At 45.6% G+C, this 16299-nt stretch carries 10 protein-coding genes; 2 read left to right on the forward strand and 8 right to left on the reverse strand.

Features of this window, described 5'->3' with window-relative positions:
• Positions 1-414 precede the first annotated feature (414 nt).
• A complete protein-coding gene (locus tag QUB66_RS22455) occupies positions 415-2868 on the forward strand; it encodes a GH116 family glycosyl hydrolase (RefSeq protein ID WP_332969814.1) in 2454 nt (817 codons plus the stop codon).
• Between the two features lie 100 nt (positions 2869-2968).
• Entirely contained in the window at positions 2969-3316 is a 348-nt protein-coding gene (locus QUB66_RS22460) for a hypothetical protein (RefSeq protein WP_265240078.1), read from the forward strand.
• A 68-nt stretch (positions 3317-3384) separates the two neighbouring features.
• On the opposite strand, the gene QUB66_RS22465 is transcribed toward QUB66_RS22460, so the two are convergent.
• From QUB66_RS22465 to QUB66_RS22500, 8 genes are all read right to left on the reverse strand, one after another.
• Positions 3385-4644, reverse strand: coding sequence for a leucine-rich repeat domain-containing protein (locus QUB66_RS22465; protein WP_332969813.1), 1260 nt, complete (start codon positions 4642-4644; stop codon positions 3385-3387).
• Positions 4645-4732: 88 nt separating this feature from the next.
• Positions 4733-8818 carry a choice-of-anchor Y domain-containing protein gene (locus QUB66_RS22470; protein ID WP_332969811.1) on the reverse strand — a complete coding sequence of 1362 codons (4086 nt, stop codon included), beginning with the start codon at positions 8816-8818 and terminating at the stop codon, positions 4733-4735.
• A 487-nt stretch (positions 8819-9305) separates the two neighbouring features.
• Positions 9306-9512, reverse strand: a complete 207-nt coding sequence (locus tag QUB66_RS22475; protein ID WP_265240080.1) for a hypothetical protein — start codon at positions 9510-9512, stop codon at positions 9306-9308.
• A gap of 197 nt (positions 9513-9709) precedes the next feature.
• On the reverse strand, positions 9710-11032 hold the full coding sequence (locus QUB66_RS22480) for a CO2 hydration protein (RefSeq protein WP_265240081.1): 1323 nt from the start codon (positions 11030-11032) through the stop codon (positions 9710-9712).
• Between the two features lie 232 nt (positions 11033-11264).
• Positions 11265-11654 carry a NirD/YgiW/YdeI family stress tolerance protein gene (locus QUB66_RS22485; RefSeq protein ID WP_332969810.1) on the reverse strand — a complete coding sequence of 130 codons (390 nt, stop codon included), beginning with the start codon at positions 11652-11654 and terminating at the stop codon, positions 11265-11267.
• A gap of 206 nt (positions 11655-11860) precedes the next feature.
• The gene (locus tag QUB66_RS22490; protein ID WP_265240083.1) at positions 11861-13366 is read right to left on the reverse strand and encodes an NADH-quinone oxidoreductase subunit M; all 1506 of its coding nucleotides are present in this window, start codon (positions 13364-13366) and stop codon (positions 11861-11863) included.
• 107 nt (positions 13367-13473) lie between these two features.
• The gene (locus QUB66_RS22495) at positions 13474-14193 is read right to left on the reverse strand and encodes a carbonic anhydrase (RefSeq protein WP_265240084.1); all 720 of its coding nucleotides are present in this window, start codon (positions 14191-14193) and stop codon (positions 13474-13476) included.
• Between the two features lie 104 nt (positions 14194-14297).
• On the reverse strand, positions 14298-16157 hold the full coding sequence (locus tag QUB66_RS22500) for an NAD(P)H-quinone oxidoreductase subunit F (RefSeq protein ID WP_265240085.1): 1860 nt from the start codon (positions 16155-16157) through the stop codon (positions 14298-14300).
• Positions 16158-16299 lie beyond the last annotated feature (142 nt).

Consider the following 16299-nt stretch of genomic DNA (forward strand, 5'->3'; position numbering starts at 1 on the left):
GTGATGCTATATCTGCCCATTTTTGTGACTTATTTATGCCTTCTTTAATTCCCCAATCTTAGACCTGAATCCTTACACCGAAACAACCTACTGTCACGGTTTGCGAACTGATTGATCGAGATTATACCAAGCAACTATTTCGCTTGGGCGAACCGATTGTTTCTCCTCTATTAAAGAGTTTGCAACTGCGGTTAGATGATATTCTGCCCCGTTAGATGAGACGGCGGTTGAAACCGCGTCTACAAAAACGAAGTCCGAGCTCAGAGGGACTCAAGAAAATAACATAATTTTAATTGCCCGGTATTCTTCAACCCACTCCCGTCGGGTTTTGTCTGTATATACGCGGTTTCAACCGCCCGGTTTTCTTAAATAAAAAATGATTGTTAAGCCCGATCGCGCGCTAAGATAAATCCCATGAATAACGATCGCACATCTAACCCAAACATCCCTCCGCATACCTGGAAACGTCCCATCGGCCTCGGTTGGGAGAATCCCTATACAGTCCGCTATGCAAGCAATCTCGACGACGGGCCCTGGCACGGAATGCCTCTGGGTGGCTTCGGGGCTGGCTGCATCGGGCGATCGCCCCGTGGCGACTTCAACCTCTGGCACATCGACGGCGGCGAGCATATTTTTCGCAGTTTACCCGCTTGTCAATTCAGCGTTTTTGAAGAAACAAAAGGTAAGAAACAAGCCTATGCACTATCTACTGAACCTCCGACAGATGGCAGTTTATCTAGTTGGAAATGGTATCCCTCCGAAGGAAGAAGGAAGAAGGAAGAAGGAAGAAGGGAAGATGAAGAAATAACGGGAGAAGAGTCAAATTCTGGGACTTATCATGCTTTGTATCCGCGTAGTTGGTTTGTTTATGAAAATGTGTTTGAGGCTCAATTAAGTTGCGAGCAATTTTCGCCAATTTTGCCGAATAATTATCAAGAAACCAGTTACCCAGTTGCGATGTTTGAATGGGTGGCGCACAATCCTACAGATGCGCCGATTACTCTCAGCATCATGCTGACTTGGGAGAATATTGTCGGCTGGTTTACTAATGCTAACAAGTCGCCGGAAGTCATGGTGCGAGATGATGGTAGTCCATTTTATGACTATCAACCCCGGTGGGGAGAAAGTGCCGGAAATTTGAATTTGTTTGTGGAAGATTTTCACCGAATTGGTTGCGTGATGGCGCGGTTGAGTGCTAACGATCAGCCACAAGAGGGGGAGGGACAGTGGGCGATCGCAACTATTACCAATCCGGCGGTAGAAGTATTCTATCAAACTCGCTGGAATCCGGTGGGGAATGGCGAGGATATTTGGCGACACTTTTCTAGTGAAGGTTTCTTGTTGGATGACAGAGATGAGACAGCCGCCGCCGCAGGGGAACGGTTGGCTTGTGCGATCGCAGTTCGGTTTACAATTAGACCAGGCAAAACTCGCAAAATTCCCTTTATTTTAGCTTGGGATTTGCCAGTTACTGAGTTTGCATCGGGAGTTTCTTACTACCGCCGCTATACTGATTTCTTCGGACGGAATGGCAAAAATGTTTGGCCGATTATTCGTACCGCGATGAAGCATTCCGATACTTGGCGCGAAAGTATTGAAGCTTGGCAAAAACCCATTTTAGAACGCACAGATTTGTCAGATAGTTTTAAAATGGCGCTGTTTAATGAGTTGTACATTTTGACTGACGGCGGTACTCTTTGGACTGCGGCGGATGAACGCGATCCCAAGGGTCAATTTGGGGTTTTGGAGTGCATTGATTACCGCTGGTACGAAAGTTTAGACGTGCGACTGTACGGTTCTTTTGCTTTGTTGATGCTGTGGCCTGAATTGGAAAAGTCGGTAATGATTGCCTTTGCGAGGGCAATTTCGACGGGAGACGATACTCCGCGAGTTGTTGGCTGGAATCAATCTGCGGCTATTAGAAAAGCTGTCGGTTCGACACCGCACGATTTGGGTGCTCCCAACGAACATCCTTGGGAGAAAACGAATTATACTAGCTATCAAGATTGCAATTTATGGAAGGATTTACCTTGCGATTTTGTGTTGCAGGTTTATCGGGATTTTCTGTTGACTGGTAGCACAGATTGTGAGTTTTTGCAAGATTGTTGGCCTGCCATTGTTGAGGCTTTGGCTTATCTAAAAACTTTTGATGAGGATGGGGACGGCATTCCTGAGAATTCGGGTGCGCCGGATCAGACGTTTGATGATTGGCAAATGCGGGGGATTAGTGCGTATTGCGGGGGTTTGTGGTTGGCGGCGCTGGAAGCTGCGATCGCGATCGGCGAAGTCTTAGAAGATGCAGCACCCGAAATAATTCCCAATCCCCAAGCAAAGATTGCATTATATCACAGTTGGCTGCTACAAGCAAGACCGAACTATCAGGAAAAACTGTGGAACGGTCAATATTACCGTTTGGATAGCGAGAGTAATTCGGAAGTAGTGATGGCAGACCAATTGTGCGGTCAATTTTACGCAAAATTGTTAGGATTGCCGGATATTGTGCCGCCAGAATGTGCTGTCAGCGCTTTAGAAACTGTGTATAAATCTTGTTTTTTAAAGTTCAATGACGGCGAGTTTGGGGCGGCGAATGGAGTAATGCTAAACGGTGCGCCGGAAAATCCGAACGCGACTCATCCTTTGGAAGTTTGGACGGGGATTAATTTTGGGTTGGCGGCTTTTTTGGTACAGATGGGAATGGAGGATAAGGCGTTTAAGTTGACTGATGCGGTGGTGAGGCAGATTTATGAGAATGGGTTGCAGTTTCGCACGCCGGAAGCTATTACGGCGGGCGGGACTTTTCGGGCGAGTCACTATTTGCGGGCGATGGCGATTTGGGCAATTTATGGGGTGTTGACTGGTTTTAAATAGGGAATTAGGTTCGATCGTTCGGACTTCAGTCCTTTCTTGAGTTAAGCTAAGGAAGGACTGAAGTCTTGATTGCGAACCAGTTGGATAAATCTGGTTGCTTATGAATTCTGTGTTAAAAAACTATTGTGTTAGTGTTGAGTTTCCTGATGTCAGCGGTGCAGAACACTTGGAAATGCTTCAAATTCGCGATCGCCTCGTAGAAATTGAATCTGACTTGAGTGAAGCCGAAAAGACGTTACTCACCAAGGGCGATCGCCAATTAATTGAAAATGTAAATGATTTTTATCATGAGTTGTCGCGCTTTGTCAATTTAGCTGACATCAGAAAAGCTGAAGCTATTCCTCCTCAACGCTGGTGGTGGTATTTGGATGTGTTAGTGTTTTTGCCAATTTCCTTGAAACCAGAGTTAACGAGTCACAGCGAATCACTGTCAAAACGGTCTTTTTAGGGATTGGTTGTGTGTAAGTGCGATCGTACTTCCTGCTAAAAATTCCGTGGCGCACTCTTCCCCAGCCGTTAAAACTGACAGATAGACTCTGGTTTGAGGGGGCAGGTTTTATTTGCGATCGGATTGTCTTCGAGGTCGAGTTTAGTTAGTTTAGTCAGAGATGTCAGGGGTGTAATGTCTGATATTTTAGTGTCTCTAATAATGAGCTCAATTAGGTTAGTTAAAGATGTCAGGGGTTTAATGTCTGATATTGGATTGTTTGTGAGAGCGAGATAAGTTAGGTTAGTCAGAGATGTCAGGGGTTTAATGTCGGATATTTTAGTGCCGCTAAGGATGAGGGAAGTTAGGTTAGTCAGAGATGTCAGGGGTTTAATGTCTGATATTTTAGTGCCGCTAAGGATGAGGGAAGTTAGGTTAGTCAGAGATGTCAGGGGTTTAATGTCTGATATTTCGTTGCTGCTGAGACCGAGAGCAGTTAGTTTAGTCAGAGATTTTAGGGGTGTAATGTCTGATATTTTAGTGCCACCGAGGTTCAGGAAAGTTAGTTTAGTCAGAGATGTCAGGGGTGTAATGTCTGATATTCCATTGCCACTAAGACCGAGCTCAGTTAGTTTAGTCAGAGATGTCAGGGGTGTAATGTCTGATATTTCCTTGCCACCGAGGTCGAGTTTAGTTAGTTTAGTCAGAGATCTCAGCGGTGTAATGTCTGATATTTTAGTGACGCTGAGACTGAGAGCAGTTAGTTTAGTCAGAGATTTTATGGGTGTAATGTCTGATATTTCATTGCTACTGAGACTGAGAGCAGTTAGTTTAGTCAGAGATTTTAGGGGTGTAATGTCTGATATTTTATTTTGTAAGAGTTCAAGGAAAGTTAGGTTGGTCAGAGATTTTAGGGGTGTAATGTCTGATATTTTATTGCCAGCGAGGTACAGGTAAGTGAGGTTGGTCAGAGATTTTAGGGGTGTAATGTCTGATATTTTATTGCCAGCGAGGTAGAGTTGAGGGAGACTTGAAAGCTTCTGGTTAGCTGGTTGGCACTCATTAGTTCCAGCTTCCTTCAACAACGCATCAACAGTAATTCTAGCCTCTGGGTTCAAATTAACTTTATTGGCACACCAATCGGTAAAAGTTTTGTAGTTTGCTGTCGGTGTTTGCTGGGCAACCGACGCAGGCAATCTGTCTGCTGTCGGTGTCTGCTGCCTGACAGCCTGGGGCAATCTGCATCCGCTAAGAATTAGAATTAAAGACAGGCTGAAGACGATACACTGCCAACCATACCGCTTCGCAATTAGAGACAAATTCCTGTTACTTAAAAGCTTTTCTAACATTTGGCGTTCCTCCCAGTTTTTCTAGAAACTCTCTGAGTGAATTCATGATAACATCGCTTACGCAAGTGAAGAAGGACTAAAGTCCTCACTACGAACCAAAGTCAATTACGATAAAATCTTGTTGAGTGATGAGATTAGCTGGTACGCCGTTGAGAGTAGCTAAGATTTTATCTGTGTTGGCAATTTTGATTAAGGTTGTAGTGTTTTCTTGGAGAATGCTGATGCGATCGCCCTTTAAGCCTCCCATCAAAACCAATAAATCCTCACCTTGCCTAAAATCAACAATAACATCGCCACCTTCCGCCGCAGTCAAGCAAAAGTAATCGCGCCCGCTTCCCCCAATCAAAGTATCATCACCGTTACCGCCCCACAGAGTATCGCTACCCTCACCGCCACACAATTGATCGGCATCTCCACCGCCAAAAATTAGATCGTTGCCGTTACCGCCGCACAAATAATCTTTTTGACTGCTAGCATCCGTCGCGATATTCTCAATATCTCCGAAAATTGTATCATCGCCTTCGCCGCCGCAGATCGTGTCACTTCCCAAATCTCCAAACAGCAAATCGTTGCCAGATTCGCCGCAAATTAGATCGTTACCTTTGCCGCCGAAAATTGTATCATTTCCCTCGCCGCCAACAAGAGTATCTGCGCTTTCTTGCCCGTACAAAACGTCGTTGCCGTTATCCCCAAAAAGCAAATCTTTTCCTGTTAAGTCGCCCTCAGACGAGTCAGAAGTGCCGCCAAATAAACGATCGCCCCCTTCATCCCCAAGCAAAGTATCGTTGCCTTTGTCGCCCCAAACTACGTCATGATCTTTGCCTGCGATCGCCCGATCGTCATGTTTCCCGGCATAAATAACATCATTCCCAGCGTGCCCGACGATGTAGTCATGATCTTCGTTACCAAATATGGTGTCGCTATCTACATCCGCGCCCACAGCAACCGGGCTAGCAAAACCACCGTAAATATTATCGCTACCCAATAAGCCCATTAGCAAGTCGCTGCCATTAAAACCGTTGATGCTGTCATTAATATGGCTACCGGTGAGGGAATCCCTGCTGTTTGTACCGCTGAGGATGTTTTCAGGGATATTGGGGCGGAGAATGGCAGCGCGATCGGGTAAATTGATTCGATCGCACATACAGTCTTCCGAAACAGCAGGAATTAGCGCAGGTTGGGAAGTTTCGGTTTGGGCGATCGCATAATTCGGATTTGCGATCGCAATTTCCCCAGGTTTAGCCGTTGGAATTGGAGTTTCCGCAGGAGTTGGAGTCGAAATTGGTGTCGGAATTGAAATTTCCGCAGGAGTTGGAGTTGGAATTGGTGTCGGAATTGAAATTTCCGCAGGAGTTGGTGTCGAAACTGGTTTCGCCTTCAGAGTTTCCGCAGGAGTTAGAGTCGGAGTCGGAATTGGTGTCGGAGTTTCCGCAGGAGTTAGAGTCGCAACTGGTTTCGCCGTCGGAGTTTCCGCAGGTGTCGGAGTCGGAGTCGGAATTGGTGTCGGAGTTTCCGCAGGAGTCGGAGTCGCAACTGGTTTCGCCGTCGGAGTTTCCGCAGGAGTTGGAGTCGGAATTGGCGTCGGAGTTTCCGCAGGAGTTGGAGTTGGAATTGGCGTCGGAGTTTCCGCAGGAGTTGGAGTTGGAATTGGCGTCGGAGTTTCCGCAGGAGTTGGAGTTGGTGTCGGAATTGGAGTTTCCGCAGGAGTCGGAGTCGGAATCGGTGTCGGAGTCGGAATTGGAGTCGGAATTGGAGTCGGAATTGGAGTGGTATCTACAATAGTCAAAACAGAACTAGAAATCGCTCCTAAATCGGCTTCATTCGTGGGATTGTTCAGGATTAAATTAACAGTTTCATTGCCTTCTATTTCCGAATCATCTACAATTTTAATGGTGAAATTTTTAGCAGTTTCACCAATTTCAAAATTTAAGGTTCCCGATGTTTGGTTATAGTCGATTCCAAAATTAGCAGTGCCATTACTTGTGCTATAATTTACAGCAGCAGCCGCATTACTAGAATCAGTGCGAGTAACGGTAATTGTGGCAAAATTACCATTTTCATTAACGATATAATTGGCGTTGCTGAAGTTAAATGTGCCTGGATTATTGAGGTTTATCCTGAAAGTTTGGTTAGCCGAACTATCGACACCACCGTTATCTATACCGCCATTATCTTTCAGGTTTAAAGTGATATTAGCACTGCCGATCGCCCCTGACGCCGGTGTAAAGGTTAGAGTGCCCGCCGAGTCGATCGCAGGTGGTACGCTAAACAAAGCAGCATTGTCATTTCCGACTACTTGGAAAGCCACAGTTTGTCCCGATTCGTTGGCGGGGCCCGGAGAAATCGCCGTCGCCCATCCCGGGATGGTTTGCGCGCCGGAGTTGCTAAAAGTGCGATCGCCCCCTTTGACAAACCCAGGTGCATCGTTGACTGCATTAACTGCGATCGAACGTGTCAAACTATTAGTGCTAAACGGTGTTGTTCCCCCAGTAACTGAAGCATTAACCCCCGCAGTACCGTTACCCACTCCGTTACTTCCATCCCACGCCCGAAACGTAATTTTTGGTTCACTTCCAGTGGTACTGTAATAATCTGGGTTGGGTACAAACCGGACTTTCCCAGGCGTTTGCAGTGAAACCCGCGTCAAGTTAATGTTAGCTTGCGCCGAGGTTGTGTCGTCACCAAGGAATAGAAAATTAGGAGTTTCATAAGGATCGATCGCGCCAGTAAATGCAGCATAATCTCGCAGCGGGCCGGTAAGTATAACATTATTGCTGTCGGAAATAAAGTAATTGTCGCCTAGAATTTTCAGAGTATAGTTAGTAGCAAGATTAGTGTTATAAGCAACATTTTCAGCAGCAACAAATAAGCCATTAGTTTGTCCGCCTGGATTCGGAGTAATGTTGTCGCCTTGGGCAAAAATATTGCCGGAAGTTGCAGATAGTTGCTGGAAACCGATTTCAATTGCTTTGCGATCGCTAGTAACCGCAACAATGCTAAAACCAGCTCGATTTTGATTCGTGCGGGATTCCGAGATGATTTGCAGATCAAAAGATAGGCTAAAGCCAGAATTGCGATCGAGCGTAGTAAATGACGAATTCAAAGGATTTACTGTGTAGCCAGCATAAATACTATTAGCATCAGTGCTGTTTAAATTAGCTCCATTCCCGCTAAATATTTCTGAAGCAAGAACAGTCGGAGAAGCGGGATTTAAATTAGTCAAAGACAGCCAATTTTGAGAACTGGGAGTGTTACCAAGTAAGCCATTATAAAGAGGAGTCAAGCCGAGCACTGTTGCTGAACTTTCCGACACTGTGCCGAAATTTGTCCAAGTATTGCCGTTAGTTGAAAATTGCCAGTTGCCGTTAGTATTGTCTGCGGCGGTAACTGCGACACCCAAAGCATCGCCATTCGCGTCATTTCCTAACTCGCTAGAGGTGTTGAAAATACTAAAGCCCGTGTTAGCTGCATTGGCTGTGTCTTCATCAATTGCGATCTGCGTATTAACAGGATTTACAAAAATTGGAGCGCTGTTGAGCTGCGGGTTGCGGAGACTATTAATATAAATAGTATTAATTCCGCCGTTGGGCAAACCCAAGGAACCGGAACTATTCACAGCATAATTAGCAGTGACGCTGACACCGCTAATAGCGCTAGAAAACTCGACAATTCCCCCGTTGTTTGGTGCGGAAATTTGAACCTTAGCGGCACTCCCAAAGGCTCCGTGGGTTCCCGATGTCCTCCAGGCGATCGCATCTACTGTATTGAAGTTTGTAGTGCTAGTATTATCAACATAAACAACATCTGAAGCTGCGAAATCCCCATCAAAATTTCCCACGGGGAGCAGCTTTGTCAAAAATCCACCTTCAAGGCTCAATCGAATGTTCCAATCATTATTTGTTCCCGACGGTATGGGGTTGTAGGCAATCTCTTGATTGGCGGTTGAACCGCCGATCGCAATTATTGTTCCTGCTTTAAACACAGGAGCAATACTCGCCATATTCGTAAATTGGTAAGCTGAATATTTGGCTGTTGTTGGAAGAGTTGAGTCGCCCACAAAATAGCTCTGAAGCTGAGTTGCACTTACATCTTCTGTTAGCAGTAACTCTACATATTCATTGCCAGTCAAGTCTCCGGTAGCGCGCCGGAATTCGTTAATAATTATCTGTCCCATTTAGATGCACCTAAATTAGAGATAAAAATCCGATAAAATGTGCCAAAAACATTCACCAGCTTGCAACATTCAAGTAGGTGAATATTTCGTATTTTACCCTAGCGTCAGACCGTTCGCTTGAAATATGGAGAAAATGTGAGGATATGACGCACCATACCAGAGGTGCGGATAGATGATTCACAACTTAACCTGCATCACAGGGGATTTAAGCCCCCACCTTTAGATGGATTGTTTTTAGGCTGGGACTTAAATCCCCTGCCTAAAAACTTCGCTGTCAACTGTCAACTGTCAACTGTTAACGCACTCCTACTGATAATTTATATGAACTAAGGAAAAATACTATAAGTTGAATTTAGCCAATCAAATTTATAATGTCAAGCATCCGGTTACATCAATAAATTTTATTTATATAATTTTTGATATGCGGCTAATTAGCCGCATATCAAAAATGACTAACAAACTATATCGTGTTTGCATCGCTAACGAATTAAAACACTTCATTTTCGATTCCCACCCACCATTCGCCCAGATTCATTAAATCTTGGTGAAGTTCCGCAAGTTCTGTGATATATTCTTCAGCAGAAATGTCCGATCGCCTTTCTTGCAGTTTTTTCAGTCGCAGTTGCACCAACAGCCACGGTTTGGAAATTCCGTCGGTTGCTTCAATATATTTAGCTAGATTTTTGCTGTTCATTGTAATTAATCAGTAGTTAGTAGTCAGTAGTCAGCAGTCAGTAGTCAGTAGATATCTTGCACAAATCTTAGATTAGAGATAGAAACCGCAGATTAACGCAGATTAACGCAGATGTATTTCAAGATTGTTTGCGATTTTTGCAAAAGGTCAACTGACAACTGTCAACTGACAACTGTCAACTGTCAACTGTCAACTGACTATCTGTAATCCGAAGTCTGAATGTTCTTCAACTTCGCCGCATATTTCATGCCGTATTCTGGGCGGCAGAAGCGATCGATCTGAGACTCGAAAAACGCCCGATTCGCCTTCAAATGCTTCGGATTTGGGTCATCCAAAGGATATAATAGCGCAACCCGCAAAGCTTGAATAACCCCCGAAGTAACGCAGTACATCGATCGCTGGAACGTCACCCCAATTTGATTTAGGATATCATCTTCGCCACGACACCGCTGTTTGTAGAAATCCATCAAATAAGGCGGCAGGAAGTGCAGCATATCTTGTGCTAGCAAAGTCGGCGGAATTCCAGCAGTTCCTACCGGGAATTTATCTGCATACAAAACTCCGTAGTGGAAGTCTTTTTGATCGTCGGGAACTTCCCTGGCTTGCGCGTTGTACGATTTGGTTCCCCGGAACGGCGAAGTGCGGTAAAATATAGCTTCTACGTAAGGTAGCGCTGCTTCATACAGCCAAGTAAAACCTTTAGATTTCGGGATTATTTCGTAGGTTTCGCCGTCGATGACAACGTGGTGATAAATTGGCCTTCCGGCGATCGCAAATATGCCATTTGTGATGAAATCCATCGCCTGCGGGACAGTGGTAACTTTGCCTTCGTCGTACAAGTCGGAAACTTCAAAAAACACCGGGGCCATGACTTCCCAAAACAAGCCGAGATTGCTGTAATAAGACATCTGGCGGCATTGTTCTAAAAACATTTCGGGGAATGCTTTGTGCATAGCCAGCATGAACGGGTCTTTTTTGAAATAAGCTTTAATGGCGCGATCGGCATTAGCTTTGTATTCGTCGCTGTCGAGATAAGGGTCAAACTGATTGACAGGCACGTACATCCCCCGGTGCCAAAGCATCGACCTCATGACCTCTTCGGCAAATTCCATGTTAATGCGATCGTGCCACAAATGGTGAAACAGTCGCGACTTTTTGCCAGTTTCACCATTTTCCATGAACTCCAAAAGTTCCGGGTGTGCGCTTCCAGTCCCCCGCCAAATCCGTAAATCTGCACCATCACCTGAATAGTGATTTTGCAAATCTAAATACTCCTGGGGTAAGAAGTATTTAAAGAAGGGCAGCGGGTGTAAAAATACCCGTTCGGCGATGTAAAGTAAATCCCGCCAGTAGAAGTCCATCGGCACCGCGTAGGCCTTCCAAATCGCGATGATTTGCATCAGATTTTCCGGCGTATCTGGAATCATCGCGCCGCCAGCTTCCAGTCTGTGAATTACTTCGGCAAATTCGTGCTTGGAAGGAGGCAATTTAGTTGCTGGTTTAGTAGGTGTTTGTACCATTGTTTGTTCCTTGGTTTGAATGAATTTGACTATTTAGAAATATTTGGAATTAGGCCTAGGGCTTACGCACAGGCAGTCAGAAATTTGTTTCCTTTACGAATATTTTTCGTTAAAGTCACGAGGAATGGTAAAAAACTAAGGTTTGAATGTTTTTATGCCTCCAGGAATGTCGGAGGCAATCTTCTTGTTCGCAATTCCAGGCTCTGCGGACAAAGAGCGCAAAATTATGCAGTTAATCGTCCTTTTTGTCATCCCAAGGCTCCCGGCCTTTGGGAGAGCGGATGTTAATTACTGAGCCGTTCGAGCGGGTAATAGAAAAAGCATCAAATTCACCGTCGTCCATCTCGCCAACAACTCTGATTGTTTCACCTTTGGATACATTAATATCGCGCCAGGAGCGGGGGCCAGCATCGATTCTAATTTGACCGCTGCCGTCGTCGATAATCCACTCATTTTCATCAGCGTCTCCAAAACCGACTACTTTTCCAGAGATGGTAATTGGTGTTCTCGACGGTCGCAAATTGCTGATTCGAGTTAGGGATTGTGCAAAGGTAGAAGTGGCTGCTCCAGATGAAAGAATGGTTACCACTGCGAGCAAACTAAAAATCTTTTTCCGTTTCATGAGTTCTTATTTCCTGGCAATCAGTGCTATTTTGTCAGTGAGCTAAAACTCTCGCGTCTATTTATGAAGCTGCCGTAGTTGACGGCTCTATCCTATTTTAACACATTTATAATCTGCTGGGACAACGAAGAAGAAGAAATGAGAAAGAAGAAGAAAGCAGAATCATCAAAGACTCGTACTTTTTCCATCTTCCACTTTCTCACGCTCTATTTATCCGGCTGATAGCTAACAGCTACTTGAGAATATCTGCCCGTTGACAGAGTTACTGCCATCGCATTGGTAGTAGATTCGCTCCACTTCAGCAGCCACACCGGTTGCACTCCCAAGAAGAAAATGAGAGCGGCTAAGACTAGGGCTGGCATATTTTCGGAAAACTTAACCGCAGGGTAGTAAGCCGTGGCGTTGTCCAATTTTCCAAAACAGGTGCGGTTGAGCAGAATTACAAAGTAAACTGCTGTTAACCCGGAGGCTAAAATGCACAGCAAAGTCGGAATTGGAAATGCTGAAAAACTGCCTTGGAATACTAAAAATTCGGCGATAAAACCGACTAAACCGGGAATGCCGGCGCTTGCCATGCCTCCCAAAACTAACAGGGAACTTGCTGTGGGCAAACCTCGCAACGGGTTCATCAAGCCGTTGAGTACGTCCAAATCCCGCGTGCCGGCTTTGGTTTCGATGATGCCTACTAGATAAAACAGCAAAGCTAAAATCAAGCCGTGGCTTACCATTTGCCCGACTGCACCGATTAAGGCGAGTTTTGTTCCGGCTGCACAGGCGACGAGGATGTAGCCCATATGCCCGATCGAACTATAGGCTACCATGCGCTTGATATCTTTTTGGGCGATCGCGCTCAAAGCACCGTACATCACGCTGACTGTACCAATTATCGCTAAACCGGGAGCGATAATCGACCAAGTTTCGGGAAACATCTGCAAACCAAACCGGATTAAACCGTAAGTTCCCAACTTCGCCAAAACCCCTCCCAACAGAATTGCGGTTGCTGGCGAAGCTTCGACATAGGCATCCGGTAGCCAAGTGTGCAGGGGAACTAAAGGAATTTTAATTGCCAACCCCAGCAGCACAATTGTTAGCAGGATTAATTGCGTTTTCAAGGACAAGTCTTGAGTAGTAATCGCACTGTAATCGAAGTTTAAAGAGCCGCTCAGCCAAGCTACACCCAAAAATCCCGCTAAAACTAAAAGTCCCGAAACTGCCGTGTAAATCAGAAACTTCATCGCAGCGTATTCCCGCTGCTTGCCGCCCCAAATCGCAATCAACAGGTAAAACGGAATTAATTCTAGTTCGTAAAACAGGACGAACAGCAGCAAATTTTGAGACATTAAAGCTCCCACCACCCCCGCATTGATCAGTAAAATCAAAGAGTAATAAAGTTGGGGGCGAGCGATTTCTTCACCGGTACCATAGATTACTAATACCGTCAGTAATCCGGTTAAAACCACCAGTGGCAAAGATAAGCCATCAACCCCTAAGTTGTAGCTCAAACCTAATTGGGGAATCCAAGGCAAATATTCTTGAAATTGCAGTCCTGAATTTGTCGTATCAAATTGAGTCAGCAGCAGGATATTCAACAGAAAAACAGCAGCAGCGAAAGCGGAGGCTACTGAACGCACCCGCATCGTATTCATGTTTCCGGGCAAGAACCCGACTACCGCAGCGCCCAACGCGGGCAACCAGAGCAAGGCACTAAGCATAATGTGTGAACAGTGAAGAGTAAAGAATCTATTTTCTAGGTTTTAGCCATTAATGATTTGAGAGTTTAGATGTTGACTTTACCCCAAATTATTAATCACAAATTGCATTAGGAATCAGCAACAATACTGATAGCACCCGTATCTAAATCGTAGTATCCACCAACAACTTTCAGTTTGTTCTCCTCAATTAACTTAGAGATAACTGGAGATGCTTTCAACCTTTTAGCTTGCAGCAAAACATTAGCTTTTACGGCATTTTCGAGATGATCGCCCGGTTGGTTTTTCGAGCTTTCTACAGCAGGCTTAATTGAATCGACTAAACTGCCAATTTGGCCGGGAACTTCACCGCCCTTGAGGGTTGCACCTACCGCACCGCAGTTTTCATGCCCGACTACCATCAGCACTTTTGCTCCCAACAACAGCGTGCCAAATTCCAGGCTGCCCAGTTCTTCTGGAGTAACCACATTTCCGGCCACGCGACAGACGAATAAATCTCCAAATCCCTGATCGAAGATAATCTCGGAAGGAAAGCGGGAATCTGCACAGCCGAGAATAGCAGCAAAGGGTTTTTGACCTTTGGCTACTTCGGTGAGCCTGGATAAGTCTTGGTGGGGATTTGTGCGTTTTCTGTCAACAAATCGCTTGTTCCCGTCCATTAACTGTTTTAAAGCAGCATCGGGAGTCATGTCATTTTGAGCAATTGCTGGTGCCGGTGCAGCCACATCAGCGCCTAGTCGTGTTGCGAGTATTCCTGTACCTATTGCTCCTGCTACAAATTTGAGTGAATTACGTCGGGAAAGATTGACTGGTCGGTTATTGTCTTTCATGTATTTGGCATTGTTGGATAGGGTTTGAAATCTTTATTCAAGATTTCATTTATTTAAAATTTTAGGTTGTAAATGTCACCTAAAATTTTATACGTTATATCTCTTTACCCACCAACAATTAACGAGAGGCGAGCCAACAGAGGCCAGCTTACTAGCAGTCCCAAAAGTGCAACTCCGAACAAAATTGTCAGGGCGTAAAATTGAGTTTGACCGTTGACGTTGTATTTGAGGCTCTGTCCGCCGAAAACTGTGGCTAAACCGATTAAGTTTACGAATCCGTCAACAATATTGCGATCGATCCAGGATATGATTTGGGATATCAGACCGACTGCAAATACCACTGTGACGCGGTAAAGTTGGGCGGTGTAAAAGTCGTAGGCAAAGAAGTCTTGCACGGCTTGAGAACCAATTCGCACTGGTTTTTCCCACTTTTCGTTGAGATAAATAAATGCCCCTGCACCGATGCCGATCGCACTTGACAAAACTAACAGTCCCGCTGCTGTATAATTCAAAGTTGCCAAAGGCAGCAATTGCCACGCTGCGAGCAAGTGCGGAACGTGCAAGGTAAATCCCATTAACACGGTCATCGGCAAGATAAAAGGCCAGGAAACTTCCGGGGAACGTTCGGTCATTTGCTTTGGTTTGCCGCCGAAGACTAAACCGAAAACGCGCACTAAGCCAAAAGCAGTTACGCCGTTGACAAATAGCAGGATTCCTAACAGTGAAGGGTGGGTATTCCAAAGCCCGCCTGCTAATTCTGATAAAGCCCAGAAGCAGCCGAAGGGTGGAAGTCCAATCACTCCAGCAGCGCCGACAAGAAATGATATGCCGGATATTGGGCGCTTCGCCCACAAACCGCCAAGAGCTCGGACATCTTGAGTGATGCTGTTCCAAACTACTGAACCGATGCTCATCACCAACAAACCCATTGCCAAGGAATAAGCAAATATCAATGTCAAAGCTGTTTGGGTTTGTCCGGTACCGACTGCGATAAATACCAAGCCCATGTAAGAGCTAACTATATAGGATAGCGTGCGCTTGATGTCGATTTGGGCGATCGCAATTAAGGAAGCACCCACCGCCGTTGCAGCGCCTACAATAATAGTTGTCTTCAGCCCCACGGGCGACAAAGCGATGACCGGCTGCAATTTAATCAAAATCCAAGCGCCGGTTTCCACAACTACCGTGTTCCGCAAAATCGTTGCCGGCAAGGGGCCTTCCATCGCCTCATCCAGCCACAGGTGCAGGGGAAACTGAGCGCATTTGCCCATCGGGCCGGCAATCAAAGTTAAACTCAACAGCGTCGCCACTGTGGGGTCGATGTTTGCAGTCTTAGCCCAAACTGCCAACTCGTCAAAATTCCAAGTTCCCGCCAGCGGCAGAATTGCGACTACTCCCATCAACAGAAATAAGTCTCCCACGCGCTTAGTCAAGAAAGCATCGCGGGCTCCTGTCACCACCAAAGACTGATTGAACCACAGCCCGATTAGCAGGTAAGTTCCCAGAGTCAGGACTTCTAGAATCATGTAGCTGAAAAACAGAGAGTTGGACAAAACCAAGCCACACATCCCCGCTTCAAACAGCCCCATCAGGGAAAAGAACCTCGCCCAGCCCCAGTCCATTTCCATGTAACCGATAGAATAAATCTGCGCCAGAAGGTTTAGTCCGGTGATCAAAACTGTCGCCCCGACGGTGACAGCAGAGATGTCTAAAGGAATGGTTAAGTCTAAACCTGCTACGTTCAGCCAGGGAATGAACTGGTGTTGCGCCGGTTGGTTCCAGATTGCTGTGAGGGCGATGACGCCGTGGGCGAAAGCGAAGAAAGTTAAGATGGCGTTGACGTAACCGGAGGGTCTAGGCCCCGTGCGGCGAGTTATTGCTGGGAACCACAGTATCGAGAGAAATGCGCCGATGAGTGGATAGCAAGGTATAAACCAAACGGTCTGGAGTAGGATTTGAGCCATTGGCATTACCTGTAATTGTTACAAAAATTTAACAATCTGAGAATAATCTCGATCGTCAGAAGTAAAGATTTTTTGGGGTGACTGCGAGTTTCCTGTCCTTTTGAAACCGGGAGCTTCAAAATAGACTTATTAATTTTATATT

The organism is Microcoleus sp. A2-C3, from assembly GCF_036706065.1.
Lineage (GTDB): Bacteria > Cyanobacteriota > Cyanobacteriia > Cyanobacteriales > Microcoleaceae > Microcoleus.

Coding starts and splice junctions, on each gene's coding strand:
- QUB66_RS22490 (WP_265240083.1), bottom strand. CDS start 13,366: ATGCTTAGTGCCTTGCTCTGGTTGCCCGCGTTGGGCGCTGCGGTAGTC.
- QUB66_RS22470 (WP_332969811.1), bottom strand. CDS start 8,818: ATGGGACAGATAATTATTAACGAATTCCGGCGCGCTACCGGAGACTTG.
- QUB66_RS22475 (WP_265240080.1), bottom strand. CDS start 9,512: ATGAACAGCAAAAATCTAGCTAAATATATTGAAGCAACCGACGGAATT.
- QUB66_RS22465 (WP_332969813.1), bottom strand. CDS start 4,644: ATGTTAGAAAAGCTTTTAAGTAACAGGAATTTGTCTCTAATTGCGAAG.
- QUB66_RS22460 (WP_265240078.1), top strand. CDS start 2,969: ATGAATTCTGTGTTAAAAAACTATTGTGTTAGTGTTGAGTTTCCTGAT.
- QUB66_RS22485 (WP_332969810.1), bottom strand. CDS start 11,654: ATGAAACGGAAAAAGATTTTTAGTTTGCTCGCAGTGGTAACCATTCTT.
- QUB66_RS22500 (WP_265240085.1), bottom strand. CDS start 16,157: ATGGCTCAAATCCTACTCCAGACCGTTTGGTTTATACCTTGCTATCCA.
- QUB66_RS22495 (WP_265240084.1), bottom strand. CDS start 14,193: ATGAAAGACAATAACCGACCAGTCAATCTTTCCCGACGTAATTCACTC.
- QUB66_RS22480 (WP_265240081.1), bottom strand. CDS start 11,032: ATGGTACAAACACCTACTAAACCAGCAACTAAATTGCCTCCTTCCAAG.
- QUB66_RS22455 (WP_332969814.1), top strand. CDS start 415: ATGAATAACGATCGCACATCTAACCCAAACATCCCTCCGCATACCTGG.